The sequence below is a fragment of the Neobacillus ginsengisoli genome, assembly GCF_030813055.1.
In genome coordinates, this window is record NZ_JAUSTW010000004.1 from 249,052 (window position 1) to 272,282 (window position 23,231).

At 35.9% G+C, this 23,231-nt stretch carries 26 protein-coding genes and 1 riboswitch; all 26 genes read right to left on the minus strand.

All coding sequences use genetic code 11. The features are described from left to right. Positions 1-7 precede the first annotated feature (7 nt). The 26 genes from fliE to J2S10_RS13690 all read right to left on the minus strand — a co-directional run bounded on the left by fliE (position 8) and on the right by J2S10_RS13690 (position 23,138). Positions 8-298: a flagellar hook-basal body complex protein FliE gene (gene fliE, locus J2S10_RS13565; RefSeq protein WP_307408584.1), complete on the minus strand. Its 291-nt coding sequence runs from the start codon at positions 296-298 to the stop codon at positions 8-10. An 11-nt stretch (positions 299-309) separates the two neighbouring features. Then, on the minus strand, positions 310-765 hold the full coding sequence (gene flgC, locus J2S10_RS13570; RefSeq protein WP_307408586.1) for a flagellar basal body rod protein FlgC: 456 nt from the start codon (positions 763-765) through the stop codon (positions 310-312). Between the two features lie 5 nt (positions 766-770). Continuing rightward, positions 771-1,163: a flagellar basal body rod protein FlgB gene (gene flgB, locus J2S10_RS13575; RefSeq protein ID WP_307408588.1), complete on the minus strand. Its 393-nt coding sequence runs from the start codon at positions 1,161-1,163 to the stop codon at positions 771-773. 131 nt (positions 1,164-1,294) lie between these two features. Then, complete coding sequence (locus tag J2S10_RS13580) at positions 1,295-2,044, minus strand: glucosaminidase domain-containing protein (protein WP_307408590.1); 750 nt, start codon at positions 2,042-2,044, stop codon at positions 1,295-1,297. Positions 2,045-2,122: 78 nt separating this feature from the next. After that, positions 2,123-2,446, minus strand: coding sequence for a hypothetical protein (locus J2S10_RS13585; protein WP_307408591.1), 324 nt, complete (start codon positions 2,444-2,446; stop codon positions 2,123-2,125). A gap of 230 nt (positions 2,447-2,676) precedes the next feature. Continuing rightward, positions 2,677-2,763, minus strand: a riboswitch (cyclic di-GMP riboswitch). A 194-nt stretch (positions 2,764-2,957) separates the two neighbouring features. Further along, positions 2,958-3,371 carry a hypothetical protein gene (locus tag J2S10_RS13590; protein ID WP_307408593.1) on the minus strand — a complete coding sequence of 138 codons (414 nt, stop codon included), beginning with the start codon at positions 3,369-3,371 and terminating at the stop codon, positions 2,958-2,960. Beyond that, complete coding sequence (fliS, locus tag J2S10_RS13595) at positions 3,319-3,696, minus strand: flagellar export chaperone FliS (protein ID WP_307408595.1); 378 nt, start codon at positions 3,694-3,696, stop codon at positions 3,319-3,321. Before fliS ends, J2S10_RS13590 begins: the two co-directional genes overlap by 53 nt. A gap of 54 nt (positions 3,697-3,750) precedes the next feature. Beyond that, positions 3,751-4,080: a flagellar protein FlaG gene (locus J2S10_RS13600; RefSeq protein ID WP_307408597.1), complete on the minus strand. Its 330-nt coding sequence runs from the start codon at positions 4,078-4,080 to the stop codon at positions 3,751-3,753. Between the two features lie 104 nt (positions 4,081-4,184). Next, complete coding sequence (locus tag J2S10_RS13605) at positions 4,185-5,087, minus strand: hypothetical protein (protein WP_307408599.1); 903 nt, start codon at positions 5,085-5,087, stop codon at positions 4,185-4,187. A 327-nt stretch (positions 5,088-5,414) separates the two neighbouring features. Continuing rightward, positions 5,415-6,038 (minus strand): flagellar brake protein, encoded by a 624-nt coding sequence (locus J2S10_RS13610; RefSeq protein ID WP_307408601.1) that lies wholly within the window; start codon positions 6,036-6,038, stop codon positions 5,415-5,417. 136 nt (positions 6,039-6,174) lie between these two features. Then, positions 6,175-7,056 (minus strand): flagellar hook-associated protein FlgL, encoded by an 882-nt coding sequence (flgL, locus tag J2S10_RS13615; protein ID WP_307408604.1) that lies wholly within the window; start codon positions 7,054-7,056, stop codon positions 6,175-6,177. 28 nt (positions 7,057-7,084) lie between these two features. Then, the gene (gene flgK, locus J2S10_RS13620) at positions 7,085-8,533 is read right to left on the minus strand and encodes a flagellar hook-associated protein FlgK (RefSeq protein ID WP_307408606.1); all 1,449 of its coding nucleotides are present in this window, start codon (positions 8,531-8,533) and stop codon (positions 7,085-7,087) included. A gap of 33 nt (positions 8,534-8,566) precedes the next feature. Continuing rightward, complete coding sequence (locus J2S10_RS13625) at positions 8,567-9,052, minus strand: flagellar protein FlgN (RefSeq protein ID WP_307408608.1); 486 nt, start codon at positions 9,050-9,052, stop codon at positions 8,567-8,569. 23 nt (positions 9,053-9,075) lie between these two features. Next, entirely contained in the window at positions 9,076-9,336 is a 261-nt protein-coding gene (gene flgM, locus J2S10_RS13630) for a flagellar biosynthesis anti-sigma factor FlgM (protein WP_307408610.1), read from the minus strand. Positions 9,337-9,521: 185 nt separating this feature from the next. Then, the gene (fliD, locus tag J2S10_RS13635) at positions 9,522-11,426 is read right to left on the minus strand and encodes a flagellar filament capping protein FliD (RefSeq protein WP_307408612.1); all 1,905 of its coding nucleotides are present in this window, start codon (positions 11,424-11,426) and stop codon (positions 9,522-9,524) included. 335 nt (positions 11,427-11,761) lie between these two features. After that, positions 11,762-13,000, minus strand: coding sequence for a flagellin lysine-N-methylase (gene fliB, locus J2S10_RS13640; RefSeq protein ID WP_307408614.1), 1,239 nt, complete (start codon positions 12,998-13,000; stop codon positions 11,762-11,764). 348 nt (positions 13,001-13,348) lie between these two features. After that, a complete protein-coding gene (gene hag / locus J2S10_RS13645; RefSeq protein WP_307408616.1) occupies positions 13,349-14,239 on the minus strand; it encodes a flagellin Hag in 891 nt (296 codons plus the stop codon). 99 nt (positions 14,240-14,338) lie between these two features. Beyond that, a complete protein-coding gene (locus J2S10_RS13650; RefSeq protein ID WP_307408618.1) occupies positions 14,339-14,737 on the minus strand; it encodes a carbon storage regulator in 399 nt (132 codons plus the stop codon). Between the two features lie 355 nt (positions 14,738-15,092). After that, complete coding sequence (locus J2S10_RS13655) at positions 15,093-15,950, minus strand: flagellar hook-basal body protein (protein ID WP_307408620.1); 858 nt, start codon at positions 15,948-15,950, stop codon at positions 15,093-15,095. A gap of 26 nt (positions 15,951-15,976) precedes the next feature. Then, positions 15,977-16,867: a flagellar hook-basal body protein gene (locus tag J2S10_RS13660; protein WP_307408622.1), complete on the minus strand. Its 891-nt coding sequence runs from the start codon at positions 16,865-16,867 to the stop codon at positions 15,977-15,979. A gap of 15 nt (positions 16,868-16,882) precedes the next feature. Then, positions 16,883-17,305 (minus strand): DUF6115 domain-containing protein, encoded by a 423-nt coding sequence (locus tag J2S10_RS13665; protein ID WP_307408624.1) that lies wholly within the window; start codon positions 17,303-17,305, stop codon positions 16,883-16,885. Positions 17,306-17,318: 13 nt separating this feature from the next. Continuing rightward, positions 17,319-17,759, minus strand: coding sequence for a YaaR family protein (locus J2S10_RS13670; protein ID WP_307408626.1), 441 nt, complete (start codon positions 17,757-17,759; stop codon positions 17,319-17,321). Between the two features lie 140 nt (positions 17,760-17,899). Next, on the minus strand, positions 17,900-20,101 hold the full coding sequence (locus J2S10_RS13675; RefSeq protein ID WP_307408628.1) for a methyl-accepting chemotaxis protein: 2,202 nt from the start codon (positions 20,099-20,101) through the stop codon (positions 17,900-17,902). A gap of 38 nt (positions 20,102-20,139) precedes the next feature. Further along, positions 20,140-20,631, minus strand: coding sequence for a chemotaxis protein CheW (locus tag J2S10_RS13680; RefSeq protein WP_307408630.1), 492 nt, complete (start codon positions 20,629-20,631; stop codon positions 20,140-20,142). A gap of 56 nt (positions 20,632-20,687) precedes the next feature. Continuing rightward, positions 20,688-21,113 carry a chemotaxis protein CheW gene (locus J2S10_RS13685; RefSeq protein WP_307408632.1) on the minus strand — a complete coding sequence of 142 codons (426 nt, stop codon included), beginning with the start codon at positions 21,111-21,113 and terminating at the stop codon, positions 20,688-20,690. Positions 21,114-21,131: 18 nt separating this feature from the next. Beyond that, on the minus strand, positions 21,132-23,138 hold the full coding sequence (locus J2S10_RS13690; protein ID WP_307408634.1) for a chemotaxis protein CheA: 2,007 nt from the start codon (positions 23,136-23,138) through the stop codon (positions 21,132-21,134). Positions 23,139-23,231 lie beyond the last annotated feature (93 nt).

Below are 23,231 nucleotides of genomic sequence, written 5' to 3' on the forward strand. Positions count from 1 at the left end.
CTAATTCTTAAAATTGCATCCTCATGATTTCTGAATAGGATTCCACGGCCTTGTCCCTCACCGCAACCGTCATTTCCAGTGCTAACTTCGCTTTTTCCGAAGCAATCGTAACATTATGTATATTATCAACCTCACCAGCAGCTGCTTTCGTAGTGAGATCCTCAGCCTGCTTTACTGTTGAATCTACATTTTGCAAATATCCTTGGAGCACGTCAGCAAACGAAGATTTTGATTCTGTTTTTTGAATAGAATTTTGATTGAAATTGATTGAGCTACTACTTACACTTGAAACATTCATCTATATTCCTCCTAACGACCTATTTCTAGAGATTTTAACATCATCGATTTCCCTGAATTAAATGCTGTGACATTCGCTTCATATGCTCTTGACGCAGCGAGTAAATCGACCATTTCCTTAGATAAATCGACATTGGGCATCATCACATATCCATCCGTATTAGCATCAGGGTTTGAGGGATCGTAAACCATTTTAAATGGTGTCTGATCATCAACAATTCCTGTTACCCTTACACCTTGTAGGTTGGATTGAGACTGTGTTTGTTTTTGAATTTCACTTTGTAATACCTGATCAAACGCTTTTTCCCTTGGTTCCATTTCAACCATTTTGCGGCGATATGGTTCCCATTTTCCATTTACCAATGTTGCACGAGTTGTGGAGGCATTGGCAATATTTGAAGAGATGACATCCATCCTTAAACGCTGTGCAGATAAGGCGGATGCATTTATATTTAATGAATCAAACATCGCCCTTAACCCCTTCCAGTAATCGCAATCGATAATTGTTGAAATTCACTGTTCAGCTGCTGCGTTAGTGTATAGTACCACAAAGCATTATTTGACATGCTGGTCATCTCTTGATCGACATCAACATTGTTTCCGTTGTTTTGCATAACAGTTTCCGTATTTTCCATGGTTTGTGCAGTGGGTATGTCAACTGTATTACCAATCACTAAATGTCGAGAGTCTGTTCGGTTTCCAACAAAATTTGTTTGATTGGATAAGTGTTGTTTTAAAATATCCTCAAAAGCTACTTGTTTTGCTTTATATCCAGGGGTTTCTGCATTCGCTAAATTATTGGATATGACTTGTTGGCGTAAACTTGAGGCATCTAATGCCGATTGTAAAAGGCTAATATTGTTCAAAATAATCCTCACCTTTCAGACTATTTATTTGATTTTTTTTGATAAGCATCAAAATAAAAATCATACTAAATCAATATACTAAATAAAGGGTTTTTTATCCATAATTTTTTTAAATAATATATGAATTCATCCTACACTCGAAGTTGATCAAAATACTTAGTCACACCGGTTACCCAATGATTATTTAAACCAATAGGATCATTTTCTGCACCAATTGGTGCATACTTGGAACCAATCATCGATATTGTATGTAAGCCAGAGCCGAGATAATTTTTACTTATATTATGAGCCATATCCATTATGCTTTGTTCAATCGAGGAATATGATTTCAAACCATTAACACCCATCATGCCCGCAATATTGTTTTTTTGTCTTGCAGCATTGGACTGACCATTACCGGTTTCATGTTGTGCGATAGCAGCAAGAAGGGCAGGATCGATATTAAATTGCTGTCCAGCTTGAACAAAGGTCTTTCCCATACCTTTTAATTTGCCATTTAACACTTGATCAATTTTATCAGGATTTATAGACTGGTAGCTTAACGGTTTGCCAGATTTTATGAGCAAATTTTGATTACTGTTACCGATCAATGGATTTATTTGATTGAGGTTCATGGATTGGAAGCTTAGCGGGTCATTAATATCCATGCTTTGACCACTCAAAGAGGAGTTATTTCCTAAATCTATATTTGGATCAAGGGTATCAGTACTAGTGTCTTCGGCCATTTGTGATTCCAATTGCATCAATAATTGATTTAAAACTTCGGCAAAAGGATTGCTGCCCTTTGAAGGGGTAATTCCTTGCTGGCTTTGGAGATTTTCATTTTTAGATAGTGTATTTACAAGCATTGTTTTAGTAAACCAATTATCTCCTGTTATCAATGGATAGCATCCTTTCTTATTATGTATTCTAAAATTAATAAAATTTATTTTACCTTTATCTTATTTTAAATTCGATCTCTAATTGGCATTTAGCATTCCTTCAAACATCCAGCTGATGCCTCCGATAAAATCATCTGGGAGCCGAGATATTTTGATAAGTTGACCGTCTTCGATTTTTGCCTCTACCAAAACAATCATGTTAGAATCTTGTTCTTTTTTTAAGGCAAGAATCTGCTTCTCATTGTATACAATATTTTTCAACATATAATAGGTATCATTTAATGGGTTCCCTATCGTTATTTTAATTGGATTTTTAAAGAAAGGTTTTTTCTTTTTAAATTCCATAAAATTATAGAGCATGCCTTGTATAGGCTCGTCTGACAATAGATGCTGGTAGATCATGATATCTTCCTCTCGGTCAACTTAAAATTTAAGAGTAAATTTGTTTTTCTTTTGCAAAAATAAAAAGTTTACTACTATAATAAATAGTCTAAATTTTAAGAATAGAATATTGCACCGCTGGACAAAAAAAATTAACCCCGCATTTATCGAATGCGGGGTTAAAATCATAAATCATTCACGAAGGCTTTGATGCCAAATGAAAATATAGATTATTTAAAACACCCTTATCATTCGGCAGCTGGCTGACATAGTGCAAAAGCACCTTAGCCCCTTTAGCTTTGTGTCACTGATTTTCATCAGTTTTACCCTTATCGAGACTTTTAGAGGTTCCTTTTGCACTGGTCTCTAACTCTCATGATAGAATGTTTTAACAATGTCGAATATCCTACTAATTAATCATTTGTTGTCGAAATTAATGGGTAATTTGACCTAATTTTATTTTCTACCCCAATATTTCTTATGTCAATAACGAATATAATAATTTTATGTAAAAATAATTAGGTCCTTTCCATTATTTTTTTGAATCTATAAATACTCCATCAGTTTGTTTCAGATAAGGTTGATAAATTTTAGCATACTGTTTATTCTTCTTAATTTGATTTAGAATGGTTTGGATTTTCGTCATTTTTTCTTTTAATTGAAGTTCTATACACTGATCTAATTGTAAAGTATCTTTCAATAAATTTGTTTCTTTAGTAGTATATTGATAGCTCGGGTAATCTGCTTTAAAGGTATCAATTCTTTTCATCGCTGTATGTCGAGCTAAAAGCAGTTTTTCAAATTCCTCAAAATCTCCGTCATTAAGTACGTGCTGCATTGCGGCTGTGATTTTATAAATGGTTTCTGCCATTTCTTCTATGATAAAAACAGATTTAGTCATTGGCTTTTTGTTTGATAGCAGTCGCCCAGGTTTCAGATAGTTCAACAGCAAACCCTTCTACTTCATCTAGAATTTCGACATTTTTTCTCATATTCGCTTCAATTAAACGGGAATTCATATAATTGTATAATGAGAGTAGAGAATCTGACATCGCATAGCCTGGTTTCAATGTGACGATTAACTCACTAAGAATATCTTGAGCTTTTAGATTATAACTGTGGGAATCCGCTAATTTGTTAGTTTGCAAAGCCATTTTGGACATGCGGATGAATTTAACCATTCCTTGGTATAACATATTAGTCAACTCTTCCGGCTTCGAAGTGGTGACTGCTTGTCTTTGATAGGCTTGATAAGGATTACTTAAAGTCATACTGATATTACCTCTTTCCATTTCCTAAGATTCATTAGTAAAAAAATTCAATTCTTATATATTTTTATCAACTAGTAAACCTAAAAATTTTTTCATTTCCGAAAAATAATCTAACATTTTTTTTGAAGGAATTTCACGGATGACTTCATTGGTTTTTGAATCAATCATCTTTACATAATATTCTCCCGATTTATCATGCAATTTAAATTCTAAGAAGACTTGTGATTGTTCGGCCATTATATTTAGCTGTCGCACCGAATCCTGTATCTGTTTGTCTGTTTGTTCAGATCTGCGTTTAATTGGTGTTTGATCACGGGTTGGATTATTCTGGCGTTGATCTGAAGCAGTTTGATTTTGAATTGAAGGGATTTTTGAAATCTCCATCGCCATCCTCCATTTCCTGCTTTTTTATATTTATCGGATGGAAAGAAAATAAGTTAAGGAAAAATTAGAAAAAAACTAAAAAAAGCTATTCAAAGGAATAGCTTTTAACTGCCGACTTGAAGGACAAGACCAGACCCATCAATTATATAGTTTAGTCTTTGATTATGTTTCTTTAGATTTTGAATTTTTGCAGCATCGCCTAACTGGTTAAAGGCAGAAATTTCATTTACAATCTTTGCAATTTCTAATTGCAATTCATCATTGCGTTTCTTCTCCTGCATCAATTGCTGATCTTTTTTCCTTAATTTTTCTTGCAAAACTTCTTTCTCAAGATTGGTTTCAGTTTTTATACTCTCCAACTGTTGAACGGCATCCTGATTCTGAAGGGCCAAATTGGTAAGTTGATATAAACTTTTTAAAAGTTCATTTAAATTGATCCCTGGAAGTTGTTGAACGTTTGTAATTAAGCCTGACAAAATGTCTAATAAATCATCATTTTGAGCAGAATTACTTGGATTCAATTGAGGAGCTTGTGTTGTTTCACTAATTGGCTCAACTGAAATAACCGGAATCTCTGCCTCTTTGATCGTAGTAAAAATAAACTCATTTTGATTAGCTTGTTGTTTTTTTTCTTTTGACTTTACAAGGGTATAATATTTATAGTTAACTGATTGATAGCCACGGTTTAATAATTGGGCAATTTCATTCAATATCTCTGTAATATTTAGGGCACCTTCATCTTGGCGTTCCTTAATATATTGAAACATAAAATCAATCTCATTTTTGCTCCATTTTCGATTGACTTTTTTTGAATCATCAGAAGTTTGGTTTTCATGGTCAGAGTTATTTATGCCTAACAACATCAAATTATTAAAATAATAAACCAATGTTCCTGCACTTAAATGATTTTTTGCTTCCAACTCATGAAAATAATTCTCATCTAACCGTACAGCTCCACTGCTTACCAACTCATCTCTCATCTCAAATAGTGCTGATTTTAAACTCACATAAATCCCTCCAATCTGATTTAATTATAAAAAACTTGATTTTAATACCGAAGTAATTTTAAACTATCTATCTTTCCCTACTATAGGTTACGTTCAAATGTGGTTTTTTTAGGTTATATTATCAAAATAAATCATTAATTTTTTTATTTGATTAAGGATAACCTCAAAAAGTAATGGATATCCCTTTATCATTTAATTATATATAATCTGTTAAGATTTGTACATGTTAATGTATGGTATTCAATACAAATCTCATGTATATGTTATAAATAAACCCTCTTAATTTAAAGAGGGTCAGCAATAAAATCTTGTTATTTTGATAGTTAACTATCGTTCCTTCAATCGATTTTGTCTTTGTTTTTCAAAAGAAAATTGGATAATTTTGTTTTGATTCCGTTCATCAATCTGATTAAATTCAAGGGCAACGTTTTTTCGTTCAGCATTGATTATGTCGATTCGGTTGATTAGTCCAAGAAAAGTGATCATTTCAGTTGTCTTCTTTAACATGTTAGGTATATACAAAGTCCCTGAAACCTTTTCCCCTTCTTTTAATTGACAATCTATTTTACTAGAAAATAAGATCCCACCTGCACTAATATTGAGCGTATTTGTTTCGAAATCGTTTATGACAAGACGTAAATTTGCATTCACACGAAAATTATTCCTAAGTTGAATCCTTTTAATCTCATTTGTTTGCGGTTTCGCAACTCGAATTAAAGGTATTTTATCTTCAGTTCTTCCAATAATCTCAGTTTGGAATAGGTACTTATTTTCACCTGAAATAAAGGAAACATCCAATAATGTTCCAACTGTTAACATCCCAACAATATTTCCGTCCATTGGCAAACTAAGAAGAATTTCTTTGGTGCCCACTTCCGCTACAATAGATCGAGATATTTTGTCGTGTTCCTTCATTTCAATGATAATGTTCTGATTTACTTTTGGATACATAGGCTCCTCCCAGCACTTTTTTATGATTGATAAAAATGTCTACTATAGCTAACAATTAGTTAGATGGATAGGATTTATAAAGAAATAAACTGCATAGAATATACGCAGTTTCTCATCGATGTATTAAAAAAAAAAATTAACGTAAAAAATCAAGTAAGCTAGGCTGGATAATTTTAGCACCAACAGACAATGCTGAGCGATAGACATTTTGTTGTGCTGAAAAATCGGTCATGGCCTTAGCAATATCCACATCGGCTTCCTCTGACAATAAATTGTTTGTGGAAAGCTCCAGATCATCTAAACGGGAACTGCTTAAATCCATCCTGTTCACTCGTGCTCCTAATTCTGAACGGTGTGTCAAAACATTATCAAGTTGTTCATCTAAATTGTTCAATTGACTGTTGGGATTAATTCCTCCCTGTATATCACCTACAATGGTATCAATTAACTTAAAAACACCACCGTTATGATTAAACACATCCACTCCACTCACATTGATCTGAACAGAGGAACTCTTTCCAACCTGGTAATTGATTGGTTGTTGATTTGTATTGGTAAATTGCTTTTGAGACGTATCATATGGTGGGGTCTTTGTGTCAGTTCCGGCAAAAATAAATTTACCGCCGATCTCAGAATTTGCCACCTCCCCAAGATGGTCTTTTAATTGTGACATTTCTGCTGCGATGGCATTACGCGCATTTTGATCATTCGTATCATTTGAAGCTTGGACCGTCAATTCTCGAACCCTTTGTAATACCTGCGTGACCTGGTCTAATCCTTCGTCTGTTGTCTGCATCCAACTTGACCCATCACTGGCATTACGTTTATATTGATCAATTTCATTTAACGAGCTTTGATAGTACATGGATCGTACAGCTGTCACAGGATTATCTGAAGGCTTATCTATTTTCTTACCTGAAGATAATTGTTTTTGGGTTTGATCCAACGCCCGATAGTTTGATTGTAAATTTGATAACATCGTTTGATTCATCATATTTTGTGTAATACGAAAACTCATTTTGCACCTCGCATTAACTTATTCATCCTTAATGGCCTGCTCCCATGCCATTAATGACCTTATCCAACACTTCATCCATGACTGTCACCACACGTGCTGCGGCATTATATGCTTGCTGAAAGCGAATCATATTGGACATTTCTTCATCTAATGATACGCCCGAAACGGACTGGCGACGATTATCAACCTGGTTAACAATTGATTGCGTGTTATCCTGCATCCGCTGAGCCTGTTGTGAATCTACACCCAGCTGCCCAATAATGTTACGATAATAATCATCTACAGTTGAATTTGAATTGTTAAAATTAATAATAGCTGTACCAATATTAGCAATCGCCTGCGCATTGGTTCCATCTCCGACAGAAGCTTGGGTGGCCGCTGCAATTTTATTAAGGGATTGCATAATCTCTGGATTCACTACCCAATTTCCAGCATTTTGAGTAAAAAACGGCAATTTTTCGGTAGTGACAGCTGGATTGTTTGTAGAATTGGAAATATCGTCTAAATTCCACCCTTGCTGATGGATGGTATTGACTTGATTTACAAATCCATCAGCTAGTTGATTGATACTGTTTTGCAAGTCAGGGATGATTTTTGTTGCTGCTTCGATCCTTCCCAGTAATTCTCCTGATTGTAAGCTAACTGGGTTATTGCCTGTAGTCGAAGGATTTTGACCGGCGTCAATGGAAATTTGATTTGACCCACCGTTTTGTAAATATGTAACAGTATTAGCTGTTTTCCCTTGTACCAAAGCTTGTCCACTAACAAAAATATCCACCATTCCATTGTCTGAAGGCTTGGTATCTACATTGACCAGTTTAGATAGTTGGTCAATAAGTAGATCCCGTTTATCATACAAGTCATTGGGTTGATAATTGTTTGGCACCAATCGAGATATTTGATCGTTTACATCCCCAATTTGCTTAGCAAGGGAATTCACATCACTAACATTAACGGAAATAACATTGTTAAGATCCGTTTTCATTTGATTTAAGGAATCATTAACATATTGAAAAGATTCGGTTACAGCAACCCCTCTTTGACGAACCACTGCTCGTGTGGCAGCACTGTCAGGATTCTTGGAAAGTTCCTGCAAACTTTGCCAAAATTGATCCATTGTCGAAGCAATCCCTGTATCAGATGGCTCTTTAAGCAGTTCCTCAATTTTTGTATACGTGTCAGATTTTGCTTCATAATATCCTAAATCTTTGTTTTGCCCACGGAATTGAACGTCCAAATAATCTTCACGTAAGCGTACTAATTTATTAACCTCGACTCCTGTTCCTAATTGAGCAGGGGAAACATCTGTGTTTATTCCCGGATAAGGCATTGCCGGGGTAGCCTGCATCTCTGCCCGTTGACGGGTGTATCCCGCTGTGTTAGAATTCGCGATGTTTTGACCTGTTGTATTTAAAGCGGCTTGTTGGGCAAAAAGGGCTCTCTTTCCCAATTCCAAGCCATGAAACGTGGAACTCATAATCTCCCCTCCGTTTATATAAAAATATCAAAATTAAACTTTTGCATCCAAAAACTTGATAGAACGAACCGATGATTTCATTCCGTAACCTATTACCGGCTCTTTAGGCATAAGAATGTTAACAGAGTACTGAATATATGATAAAGCCATTTCAATAAGATGCTGATTATTCTTATTCAACTGGCTGACCTCATGAACGATTCCCCTAAGCTGTCCCGTAAGCTTGGTGAGAAATGATCTCTCCAGTGGATCATCTACCAGTTTAATTAGTTGATCCATGGTAACCGAATGAATAGTAAGGCCAATCTCCGACAAAAATTCTCTAACTTCCTGCTCTCTTTGTTCTTCGAGATGGCGAATAAGATCCGTATATTTACTTTCTTTACCAATGGCAATTTGGAGTTTAGGAACCTTTCCTTCAACTAGAATCGCTCTTTTTTCTTGAGCTAATTGCAGTAACTGTTGATGCACATCTACCATGTTCGATAATGTTTGTTTGATTTTAGCTAAAGCGTTCACATTTATCCACCTTTGAAATCAAATTACTTTTTCCAGAAATCAAGCATTTTATTCGCAATTTGCTGACTATCAACATGATAGGTTCCGTCAGCTATTTGTTGCTTTAATTTTTCGATTTTATTCTGGCGCTCCACTTGATCCGATTTCAATGCTTGAGAAATTTCCAGCCCTTTGGATGAAATCGTTACAGTATCTGCGTTAGATGGTTTACTTGCATTTGGCTTTGTACGATTCGTTTGATTTTGGTACATATATAAACCGTATTTCACGTCATTTATTCTCATAAAAGGTCTCCTTTTTTCCGTCCTTTTTATATGTTATCGGTTAAGCTGAAAAAAAGTTTAATAAATTCGCCATAAGTAAAATTATACATTAAAAACCAGCACAGAATTATGCTGGTTTTTAGGTTGATATATTTTTTTATTTATTTAAAAAGCACTAGTTTAAAATTAACACTATCATTGAATGTCTACTTTCCTCCCATGCCCAGTTGTTGAGCCAGCCAGGAACTTTGAGAATTAAATTTAGATACTGCTGTTTCCATTGCGGCAAATTGATTATAATATTGCGTTTCTTTTTGGTTTAGTCTGTCATTTTGAGTATTAATTTCTGTCTGGATACTTCCCAATAACTTTCCAATCACACTTTGATCATAAGGGGAATTACCTATTATCCCTGCTTTTACAGTTAAACTTTGAATCCCTTGCTGAAGATCATCACTAAGATGATTTAGTAATCCATTTGTTCCAGCAGCTGTACTTCCTATTTGGGTAAACAAATTCCGTACTCCATCTGGATCAGTTTGAATGGCGGCTCTTAACTTTGTTTCATCTACATAGAGCTTTCCCTTATCCTGATAACTCTTTGACGCGATACCAATAGAAGCCAATGAATTATATTTACTTCCGGTATTCACAGTGGAACCCATATCATTCCTCAAATTATTAATCAAACCATTTATAATGCTGTCTCCATGTAATAAACCGCTCTTTGCTTTTATTTCCCATTGTTGAATTTGTGTATCTGACATAGCACTTCGTTGATCATCAGTAAGTGGCTGATAATCTTTATAAACCGGCTCATTGTTAGCGCTATTTAGTTTATTCAAAATGTCGTTATATTTACTAATGAAATCTTCGATATTTTTAACTTCTAAGTCTATATTCTGGGAAACATTAACACTTGTTGTTGTTGGGTTACCAGTGACATCCACTGTTGGGCTCTTTAAAGTCCAATTGATGCCCATTAGTGTCACATTGTTAGAAGATAAAGTATTAATTTCATTACCGTTAAAGATTATGTCTGCATTTTGTCCACTCGCTGTTAAAGTTCCAATTGTACCTGTACCCGTAGATGGCGCATTTAAACCTAAGGAAGAAGTTCCATTACCATTAACAGTTATAGAACTTTGTGTCCCAGTTGTGCCGGATGCTAGCGTGATTTTTCCAGTGGCATCTAAAGAAGCACTAACTTTAGTTGCCAATGTCAAGTTCTTTCCTATTTGATTATTGATTTCCTGAACTAACGATTGTGGTGTAGAGTATGTCCCTTGGGTCAAGTTTATATTAGAGCTGATACCCCCACCAAGATCGATTGAAAGACTATTACTCGATCCAATCGTTACTGGGTTTGTAATCGCAGTTCCTGTTACAGATGCATTCGTTCCTACTCCTAGTGTATTGCTTAAGAACGATTGACTTAACGTATCCGTATTTGAACTTAGATCAATTCTTGCTGCTGTTCCAGTTCCCTTTGTCTTTAAAATAAATTGCTGTAGGTTTGAATCATACATAGCCTGTAAACCTAAACTTTTGCCGGAGGAATCGGTAGCACTATTAATCCTAGTAATAACGTCATTAATAGTATCTGTCGTGTTGATAGCAATGGGCGCTGACGTTTGGGCCGCTGACGGATTCTGCGGATCGTTATAAACGGTAATGGAAATAGATGTATTGGCAGTGAGTTGACGCGCACCTTGAGCTGTATCACCTAGAGTTTTTGTTGGATCTAACACTACTTTATTTCCAGTAAAGCTTGCAGATTGAGCCAACTGTTTTACTGCAATATTATATGTTCCTGCTACCGCGCCACCCCCAGCGGTTCCTGAAACCGAACTTGGTTGAGTTGATGTTACATCAAATGTATTGAACGTTGAAGAAAGCTTCGTGTTTAATAAAGTAGTTGTTTTAAAGGAATATAAATCTGAATTCCATTGACGGTAGCTATCACTTAGCCACGTTTCTTTTTGTTGTTTTTGTTTTAATTGATTAAGTGGAATCTTCTCCGCATCCATTAATTTTTTGACTAGAGAATCCGTATCCATGCCTGTAGCAAGTCCCGTAAGCCTTGGTAAAGATGATGCATTCATTACCATACTCATTTCCTCCATTCTAAGATTTTCCTTTACCGTACTGTCTTAAAAAATTCAATGTGCTTAAGAAAATGATTAGTTGAATCATGGTCAGTGCTGATTATTATTGGATAAAGTGTAAAAAAGTTAAGCCAACACGAATTGAAATGGTTTACTATCTTTATTAATTTAGGAAAGAAGAAGACCCAAATCCTAGCAACCGTGGATTCGTTTCGTTCAGTATATAAATATAAACGTAAGCAGCACACTAGAAAAAGAAACGTATCACGGTTAGGATTAAAATTTGTGTTGTTTCACCATTTACTCACTCAGTATCCAATCATTATTTCATTAATCTACTAATTCTTAATTAATATAGACATGTAAGCCATCGTTGTATATCCGTTATCTTTAAGAAGATTAAATACACCTCGAAGAAATAGACTGTTATGCTCTATGGTTTTCGCAAAGGATTGAATGAGTTTTATTACTAGCTGAGTTGTTAATTGTTTGTGAAAGCTAGCCATACCGATCAGGTGAAGCTTGATCATTGCATAATGAACAATCATCATTACATAGTCGTCAAATACAGATTGAAACCCACCGAATGGGAATAAATTCTTGTACACATAATTTACAAGATAATTCTCTAAAATATAGTCATGTTCGTTCATAAAAGGCTGATAGTATTCATTAAACGCATCCATATAATATTTGATGGTATCATCAGTAATAACATCTGATGAATATTGAAGACCTTGCATCATTTCAATATAACATTCCATGAAACGATGGTTACTTATACCCTTGTTATACCGTGCATCCGCCAATTGCTTCGCTAATTTCATTTGAATCTCATATCGTACCGGAATGTTAGCTAAGTTTACTCGTAAAGAACCGTCTTGAATAACATTCATATAAGAAGCGATATGATGAGGAATGAGATCCAACTGTTGAGATTGAACGATCTCTTCAACTCTTTGGTAGAACATCCCCAAAATTATTAATCTGTCCCCTAAGGTGTAAGTTCGATTTTGTAGGATTTGTATAGTAAAAATACGAAGTTCCCAAAAATACTTTTCTATTCCTTCCATATGTTTTGATTTCAAGCTTTTTGCAATAACGGTATTGATGCCTACTTCCTCTTCAACTTCATCAAATTGAATTCCATCTAGGTTAAGTAATGCTAAACGCGCCGCCTCAGGACAAGACAACGTAGCTGATCGCTCAAAGATGCCATTTACTTGATTTAGGATTCTTGGATATGAATTACAGGTTTCAGATAAATATCCCTCCCCTAATTTCAATTGGATGTTACACAGTTTTTCTTCAGATAGAAAAGGGCAACATTCATTTTTGTTCATGCTAATTTTCCCAAAGTTATTTGGATTGCTACTGGATCGGACACGAGTAATATTTTTTTGAAAAAGTGGGGATAGGTCTTGGTTACGAACCCGTTTATACTTCTTAAATGTTTTTTCATCTATGCTTACTTGCCAGCCAACACAACAACTATCTTCACATTCTGATCCTATACAAGTAAATGTTCTCATATACTGTGGTACAAGCATGGTTCTTTTCAACGTTGTAGACTGCAAATTCATGGTTGATTTCCTTCTTTCGATGAATTTTGGAAAATTGGGGAGGTAAGTGAAAATTTTAGGAATTTTAACATCAATAGATGCTGATTAATCTATTTTGTTATAGAAGAATTTATATGTATATGAATACAACTACAATTATTCCTTGATATATTCGGTTTGAGTAACCTAAAAGTATGGATTAAATGATCATTTCAGCATATAAAATTGGTTTCAAACAACTACCGATTAATTTATCAATTGATACATAATTTGTATTAAACCGCCCATTGCTATTTTCCAGTAATTGCGAAAAAATAGACCTTGAAAAAAATCCAAGGTCTATATGAGTTACTTCTAGAAAAATTAACGTAATAATTGAAGAACCTGTTGTGGCTGTTGGTTTGCTTGAGCAAGCATAGCTTGAGCAGCCTGAGCAAGGATACCATTCTTTGTATTTTCCATAACACCTTTTGCCATATCAACGTCACGTATACGTGATTCAGCACCAGAAATATTTTCAGAAGCTGTGCCTAAGTTGTTAATTGTGTGCTCCAAACGGTTTTGGTATGCACCAAGGTTAGATCGCTCTAACGAAACAGTATTGATTGCACTATCAATGGTAGTAATCGCTGCTGTAGCTTTTGCAGAAGTAGATAAATCAATACCTGCTTTTGCTACTGCATCTCCACCGTTATTTGCGACAGACCCAGTACCATCGTCTACACCGAGAGATTTAGCATCCATCGCATGAATGGTTAATTGGATAGTTTGGTTTTCATTTGCGCCAATTTGGAAAGTTAAATCTGCAGCATTTTTCACAAGAGACTTAGAATCTTGAGATCCATCAAGTAATTTCTTAGTGTTAAACTCAGTAGTGTTGGAGATACGAGTGATCTCTTTTGCAAGTTGATCAGTTTCACCCTGGATTGCAGTACGATCTGTAGCAGTGTTTGTATCGTTCGAAGATTGAACAGCCAATTCACGCATACGTTGTAGAATATCGTGAGTCTCATTCAACGCACCTTCAGCTGTTTGAATAAGAGAGATACCATCTTGAGAATTACGGCTAGCTTGATCCAAACCACGAATTTGTCCACGCATTTTTTCAGAGATTGCTAGACCTGCAGCATCGTCACCAGCACGGTTGATGCGAAGACCAGATGAAAGTTTTTCCGTAGATTTTGCTTGATTGGCAGTGTTTACACCTAACTGACGAAGTGAGTTTGCAGCCATAGAATTGTAGTTAATAATCATAATGTAATTTCCTCCTTGATTTTTTGTGAACATAAAAGTTCACTTATTATTATTTATATAAAAAGCCTAAGGCTCTTTAAGCGAAGTCAGTATTGCTCTTTACATTTGAATTACACTGATAATGTTTTGATTATTGCAATCAAATGCCATAAAATTTTGGTTCTCAATTTGATTTAAACCACGTTTTTTGTTTTGATAAATCTCTTCACGAAAGACATTAATTTCTTTAGGTGCATCGATCGCAAAGCGGAGCAATCCAGATTCTGTTTGAAGAATGCTGACTTTTATCACGTCTCCAATTAACATCGTCGTCCCAACTTTTCGTGCGCCATTTTTTAAGTTACCAATCTCGTTTTGACTCTGTTTTACTCTTTTAATTTTAGTGTTCATTGGTGAATCGATAACTAAGCGGGGTTTTGAACCTACTTGCAGAACGGTAACTTTTATTTCCTCACCTATAATTACAGACTGACCTATCTCTCTGCCCACAATCAGCATGGTTACCATCCTCCTATGGTTCAAATTGTTTTCCTTGATTACTATTATCGGAATATCAAACAAATGGTTTAGCAATTCAATCAAATTTAACCAATAATTCTTTTTTACACCAATTGAGGATTTCATTGGTAGTAACTATTATCGGTGAATCAAAATTTTTGTTTAGCATCTTCTGAAAAAATTTGATAAAGATAGATAATCTTTTTCTAAATTGCTATCAAGAAATCCTTTGTACTATTTATTATCGGTTAGGCCATTTATAGGTTTAGTCTTTTTTACAAAATTCATCGAAATTTCTAACAGTCAATTAGGAAATAAAAAAAGAGACGCAATGCGCCTCAAAAACTCAAATTCATTATTTTAATATGCTATTCGCTATCCCCATCATCTGATCCGCATAGGAAACTGCTTTTGCATTCATTTGAAAGCCCCTTTGAGAGGTCATCAAATCCGTCATTTCTTTCGTCAAATCCACATTTGAACCTTCTAAAACACCGGAAGAAACCTGAGCCTCACCAGGCTGCATGTTTCTTACATAGTTCGCAGCAGTGGTACCATTAGGTAAAACAGTAGTATCAAAAGTAAATTCATTATCACCGACATCTTTTAATAGATGGGGATTTTGGATATCAACCACACCAACCCGCTGTGGTGAAAGGAAAGCAGTCCCCTGGACGTTTTTATTTTTCAGTTGAATTTGCCCTGTAGAATCAATGTTTACATCAAGATTTCCATCCAATTCTATCGGAGCGCCATTTTGGTCCAGCAATAATCCCCCATTTGGATTTACTAGATTATAGCTTCCCGGTTTAAGAGGATCAGGACTAAGATGGAAATTTCCGTCCCTTGTGTACCTAACATTTCTTGCTGCCCCTGGATTTCCAGAAGGATCGCTGACCTGAAAAAATCCCTTACCTTGGATCATTATGTCAAAAGGATTACCTGTTTGGATGGCTTGCCCCTGTTCCATATCGAGCTGGGTTAGTCCTGTACGTGTACCATAACTTACCCGAATCCCATTGGGAGTGAGCCTGCCGATTTCCTGATCAGTACGGCCCTGGTTATTAATTTGAGAAGCTAAAATTTCCGAAAAGCTTTGGTCCTTGCGTTTAAAACCATTTGTGTTCACATTGGCAACATTGTTTGCTGAAGTATCAATTTTCTGTTGGAACGCTTGTAAAGCACCGGAAGAAATATATAATGATGTGTTCAAATCCATGTTCTCCTTTTAGTGATGAATTAGCCGTTAAGCTTACCAACAGAGTATAGTTGTTGTAATGATTGATCATATACACCTAATACCTTTTGATTTGCCTCGTATCCCCGCACCGTCATCATCATGTCCGACATTGTTTGCCCTGGATCGACATTTGACTGTTCAATAAATCCTTGTTGCAGTGAAATTCCAGGATTTATAGCTCCCGTGTTTTGGATGAACGGCAGAGGATTTGCAGACTGATATACATTTCCTCCAAGCCGGCGAAGTTCAAATGGATTTTTTTCCAAAGCTAATCCAACCTGACCAATATTCTTGGTTTTGGCAGGATCACTAGGATAAGCAATGATTTTGCCATCCGAGTTAATTTGCAAATCCTCTTTGCTAATACTATTGGTAATTTTGATAGGTTGGTGATCAGCGCCAAGCACAAGATAACCCTCTGAAGTCACTACATGTCCATTAGCATCTAAATCCCATTTCCCATTTCTCGTGTATCCAACCGTTCCGTTTGCGAGCTGAACGGCAAAAAATGCGGACGGCTTTACTTGTTTGCCATTGATTACCTGAGAAGGAATCGCTTGATCATCTATAGCAATGTCCAGTGGATTATCAGTTTGGACTAGAGTCCCTTGATTGAAGCTTGGAATATTTTCCTGCGCATAGACACCATTATAGAGATTCCCGATTGTTGTAACTTGTCCCGGTAATAGCGGTGCACCAGCTACAGGTATTGTTCCATTTTCATTAAAATCCTGGATTCTTTGGATTAATAATTTTGGGAATGCTCGAAGGACCGTATCATCCTTCTTATATCCCGGTGTTTGAACATTGGCGAGATTATCAGCTAGCGTTTCTTGTCTTCGCTCCAGTGAAAACATTCCTGAAGCTGCAGAGTACAACCCTCTTAACATATTAAACCCCCATTCTTAGTTCCGGGCTTTGGCTGCTAATTGTAAAATGAACGATATTTCGCCACAGCCTTTTTCTAATTTTTTAGCAATTTGTTCAGCAGATAGACCCTTTTTCTGCAAATCAAAAATCTCTTTGTAACGGTCATTTAAAAACAATTCTTGCTCTCGCTTCGAATTTGTTACAGTTTGAACGGATGCTTCAAAAACTTGTCGCTCTGCCCTCTGGCGTTCGGACTCCTGCAAAAATATAGTTTGATAATCTTCAATTGTCCGTTTTAATACAGTCATTTCTCGGGATAATTTTTTTTGGTCGTCAATTATTTTCAGCTGCAGTTCCTGACCAAAAGAATTTTTCCGCTCGAATGTACCACGAACAACCAAAATAACCACCCCAAGCAAATTAAGGCCTAAAAGTGTTGCATTTAAATAGTTAAGCACCTGATTCTTCCTTTCACGTATAGAGGTTAATCAACAATCCTTTGATTTCTCCGACTCGTTCCAATATCGACAATCTATCATTTTGTTGGTTTAGTAAGTGATCGGTTAATTCTATTAATTTACGGTCGAGCACCTGGGTAGTCTTTAAGGTCTTGCTACCGCTATAAGGGTCCCAGTTTTCTGTTTGATACAAACCTAATCCGTTCTTTGTTACTTCACCCATAAATTGTTTAACCAAGTCCTTGTACTTGCGTAATTCAAGTAATGTTCGATTCTCGCTTAACTTTTGCCCTTGTTGATCAATTCCTTGCAACATCTGTTCGAGGAGATCCTGACTAAGCTCTTTGGAATATGAGTTAATAATTTTTTGAAAAGATGCTGAGTTGACATACGTCCTGTCGGTTGTTGATAAACGTGGATCCATATTAATTCTGATCGGGTCCTGTATTTTCAAATGGATTCACCTCCACATTTTTGATTAAACTAAATCAATCAAAATCAATCAAAATATGTAGTCATTATACCCCAATTTTTCCTAAATTCCCTTAAATCCCTCTGCCTATTTCGGCAAAATCGTCTTATCCTTAAAATTCATTATTTTAATTTAATAATTTGTTTATTTACGTCAGTAATAGCCTGTGCCACCTCTCCTACTTCCTTGGTTTGAGTTTCTATACTGGTATTTAATTCTTCAGTTTGTTTAAGAACATTTTCAACTTCAAGTGCAATTTCTGTCCCATATTTTGCTTGGTCACTCGTAGCAATTGTCATTTGTTGGACCATATCTTTAATACTGGTGATATTACGAACAATTTCTTCAGCTGTAAGGGATTGTTCCTTTGCTGCGTTAGACACTGAACCTGATTGGTTTGTTACGTTTTCAACTGCTGATACGATTGCATGACTGCCCTTTGCTTGTTCTGCCGTTGCAATCGAGATTTGCTGTACCTGTCCTTTTATAGTAGTGATTCCTGTTAAGATTTCTTCAGCTGTGATTGATTGTTCTTTTGTAGAATGAGTCATTTCAGTTGCTTGCTTTGATACATTCTCAACCGCTTCTGCGAAAAATTCACTATTCTTTTTTTGTTCTTCCGTTGCCTTGGCAATTTGATCCATTTCCTCTGTCACTTGGGCGATACCTTCAGTTATTTTCTTGATGGCTTGGTTCGTTTTATCCGCTAATTGATTACCAACTTTCACTTTAATGGCTCCGTCTTTAATAGAGGTTACAGCAACAGCTGTTTCGTTTTGAATTCCTTTTATCAGGCCGGATATTTCTTTGGTAGCTTTAGCAGATCGTTCTGCTAATTTACGCACCTCATCAGCAACTACCGCAAAGCCTTTTCCATGCTCACCAGCACGTGCAGCTTCAATAGCAGCATTGAGTGCCAATAGATTGGTCTGTTCAGCAATATCATCAATGACTTCAATAATACTGCCGATTTCTTCAGAGCTTTTTCCCAAGGTTTCCATAACATAACTTGCTTGATTGATAACCTGAGAAATTTCTTTCATGCCATTCAATGTTTCATTAAGTGCCAAAGTTCCTTCAAGAGCATCATCCTTAACCGAGTTGCTAAGCTGGTTGACTGTTTGAGCGCTATCTGCAATTTGCTTAATCGACATAACCATTTCTTCTACGGAATTAGAAGTTTGACCAGCTTGATCAGTTAAACTTTCTGCATGTTCATTAACACCTTTAATGGACGTACTCATTTCTTCAATTGCAGCTGAGATTTGTTCTACACTTGCCCCCGCATTCCCAACGCTAACTGCTACTTGTTCGATAGAAACCATCATTTCCTGAATAGCTGAAGAAGTTTCTTCAGCAGAAGCGTCTAAATGATCTGCACTTGCCGAAACCATATTAATAGAAGCGCTCATTTGTTCAACGGCCGCGGAAATTTCATCCACTCCAGAAGCAGCAATTGTTGTATTTCCTGCCACCTGTTGAATAGATATAACCAGTTCACTTACAGAATCGTTTGCTTTGTTCATGGAAGCATCTAATTCAAGTGCACTATTCGCTGTTTTGTCAATCGATTTTTTAATTTCAGAAACAGAATTAGTCGTGATGTCAACGTTTTTTACAACCTTTGAAACAGAACGACCAATGAGCCTTGTCATTAAGATTGAGATTAAGATGCTAAATAGAGCAGTAACAACGGAAACAATAATAATTTCATTGGTGGAACGAGTTGAATTTTGCACAGAATCACTTATTGTGGCATTGGTGTTTTTCATTATATTACTATCAAGTTTTTTAAGGGAAAGAACGGTAGTATTGCCAAGCGTTTCCAAAGCCCCCATCTCTCCGTTTAAAGCATTATAATTATTAGCTGAAGAATCTGCAATAAACATTGGAATAATCCCTACGTAGTCCTCAAAGTTTTTGCTGAATTCTGCCAATAATTTTTTGTTATCAATCGAATTGGTTTGTTTTCCTAATTCTTTGATATTATCTCTTACATTTCTAATATCTTGAGTAATCAACGTTGCCACTTTTGATTTTTCATCTGAGTCCTGCTCGAACGCGTGCTTGGTTGTATATAAACGGAGAAGTGCGACCTCCTCTTTTACGTTACCTATTAATTGTATCTGCGGCATTTGAGTTTGTCCTAATTGTAGTAATTGATTTTTTAAGTTATTGATATCCTTGTAGGAAACAAACGTTATCGATCCAAATAATAAAATAACGAGCATATAACTGCCCCATAGTTTCCAAGCCATTGAAAATTTACTGGATGATTTATTTGTTTTTTTACTTGATGGTTTTTTTACCAGTTTATCAAACATCTTTTAAACTCTCCTTTTTTGAAATAGTTAAATTCCAACTATGATTCTTCATTTTTGAAGGAATCTATCATATCTTTTAATGCATCTAAATTGGTTGTGTCTTGAAGTAATTCTTCAATATCCAATAAAATTAACAAGCGGTCGCCAATTTTAGATATGCCCTGCAAAAAGGTTACATCCTTTGTTTCCAATAGATTTGGATGTTGAATCATATCAGGTGCAATATCCAACACTTCCGTAGCTGTATCAACCACTAGTCCAATTTCTCGTTCTCTAACATTAACGAGAATAAGTCTTGTTGTTTCAGTTGGTGGCAAGAGTTTCCCAGTAAGGGCTGAACGCAAGTCCACGACAGGCATCACTATATTTCGGATAGAAGTTACTCCTAACACATGCGGAGGCATATTAGGGTAAATCGAAATCGAGTTCATCCGTTCTATGGAAACTACATTACTGATTTGAATCCCATACTCTTCCCTACCTACTTTAAAAACGAGCATTTTGAAATCCTGAAACTTCAGATTGTCCATTAAAGGTTCCTCTCTCCTTCTTACAAAATGGTATATGTATAACGATGGGAAAAAAATTAGTTGCTAGTAACACCCACCAACTCCGCTAATTTTATTAGACTGATCAATCGTCCCTGGACTTTGGCAATTCCACCAATATAATTAGAATCGATACCACCAGCAGAAGGTGCTTCAATATCTTGAGGATCTATATCGATAACATTACTCGTTTGATCGACAATCAACCCCAATTCAATGTCATCAAATTTCGTGATGATCACTCTTGAATTTTCAGTATAATTTGCCTCTCCTTGGCTCAACATACTGCGAAGGTCAATAATTGGTGTGACATTTCCCCGAAGATTAATAACACCTTTAACATATTCTGGTGCATTGGGAACCCTTGTTACCTGATGGATTCGTTCAATAGACTTTACATATTCTATCTCTAATCCATATTCTTCTTCTCCTAATTTAAAGGCTACTATTTTGAATAATTCCATTAAGAAAGTTCACCCTTCCTAGTTAAAAAATTTATTTGAATCTATAATTAACGCTACTTCACCATTACCAAGGATGGTCGCTCCAGAAATTGCAAATAAATTCTTTAAAAAACCTCCCAATGATTTCAATACAACCTCTTGTTGTCCGAGAACCATTGAAACCAGTAAGCCAGCAATCTTATTTTCTTTTCGAACGATGACAAGATATTGCTGTTTAGTAGTAGTCACCGCTTTGACCTGTGGCGTGTTAAAAACCTTTTTTAAATAAACTAACGGCACGACCTGTCCACGAAATTGAATTACCTTTTTTCCTTGAAGGGTATACACCTGATCCTCAGATACCATCGTAATTTCCACAATCGAACTGAACGGAATTGCGTAGGTTTCCTCTTCTACTTTTACGAGCATGGTATGAATAATAGATAATGTTAATGGAAGCTGGATGCGAAAAATCGAACCTTTTCCTAAGGTTGAATCGATACTTATTCCACCACCCAGAGATTCGATTTTAGTCTTAACAACGTCAAGGCCCACGCCGCGACCAGAAATATCCGAAATTTTATCTGCTGTACTAAAACCAGAAGAGAAAATAAGTGCATTTACTTGCTGATCTGTAAGAGTTTTAGCTTCCTCTAATGTAACTACTCCACGTTCAATCGCCTTATTCAGTACTTTTTCACGGTTAATGCCCTTTCCATCGTCAACCACTTCGATAAACACATGATTTCCACTATGGTAAGCTTTCAACAAAATTTTGCCTTCTACAGGTTTATTGCTGAATGCTCTTTCTTCCATGGACTCAAGCCCATGATCTAAGGCATTTCGCAGAAGGTGCACTAGGGGATCACCGATTTCGTCAATAACGGTACGATCTAATTCAGTTTCTTCGCCTTCTACCACCAATTGAACTTTTTTATTAAGATCCTTTGCCAGGTCTCGGATCATCCTGGGAAACCGGTTAAATACCTGGTCTACCTGTACCATTCTCATATTCAAAATGAGTTCTTGCAGATCGGTAGATATCCGTGTCATATGTTCAACGGTCTCCCTTAGTTCAGAAAGTTGAAATTTTCTTGCAATCTGCTCTAGTCTACCTCGATCAATAATTATTTCACTGAATAGGTTCATTAACTGATCAAGTTTTTCACTGTCTACCCGAATTGATTTTGAACGTGTTTTTTTCTTTTGTGCACCAGAATTTTCTTTTTCTGTCGGTATGTTGGTTTGTTCATCTATTGTTTCGTTTGAGAAGCTGGTACTTCCTGAGCTCTCTTGATTCATACTCTCAAACACTTTCACATTTATTACTTCTGAGATATTGCCTATCTGTCTATGTATTTCTTGAGCGTTTTGATTAGACAATAGCAAAAGGGTAAAAGAATCTCCAAATTTCTCTTCTTCTATTTGTTCGATAGTTGGATCGGTTTGTATGATTTCTCCTAATTCTTCAGCAGTTTGAAAGATCAAGTAGGCACGAACCGATTTCATTACACATTTTTCATCCAGCGTAACCGTGATTTGATATACCTTATTTCCTAGCTTTTTCGCCTCATTGATAACGGACAATTGAAACTCGTCAATCACAAATTCCGCAGTAACAGCTACTTCACGAGACGCATCCAAAAATTCCGATTGAAATGAAAGGGAGGGATTTTGTATCCGTACTAGCTGAGCAACGATGTCAGTAACATTTACTTTACCATCACCGCCTTGCTCGATGTTGTCTACCATTTTTTCAATGAGGTCTACACACTTAAAAATAACATCCATAATTTCTGGAGTAATCGTTAATTTAGAATTACGAAGAAGATCCAATACATTTTCCATTTCATGAGTCAATGAGGCTAGGTCTTCAAAGCCCATTGAACCAGCCATTCCTTTAAGTGTGTGTGCCGAACGAAAGATTTCGTTAACAATAGCTGTATTTTCTGGTTCCGTTTCTAGTTTTAAAAGTTCGACGTTTATTGCTTGCAAATGTTCTTTTGATTCTTCAATAAACATCTCTATGTAATTACTTAAGTCCATTACAAACTCCCCTCGCTAAATAGCATACAAAAGACTTATATATATTCTTCATATTAGCATAGTTTTTGATTTTTCACTCAAAACTTTTTGATA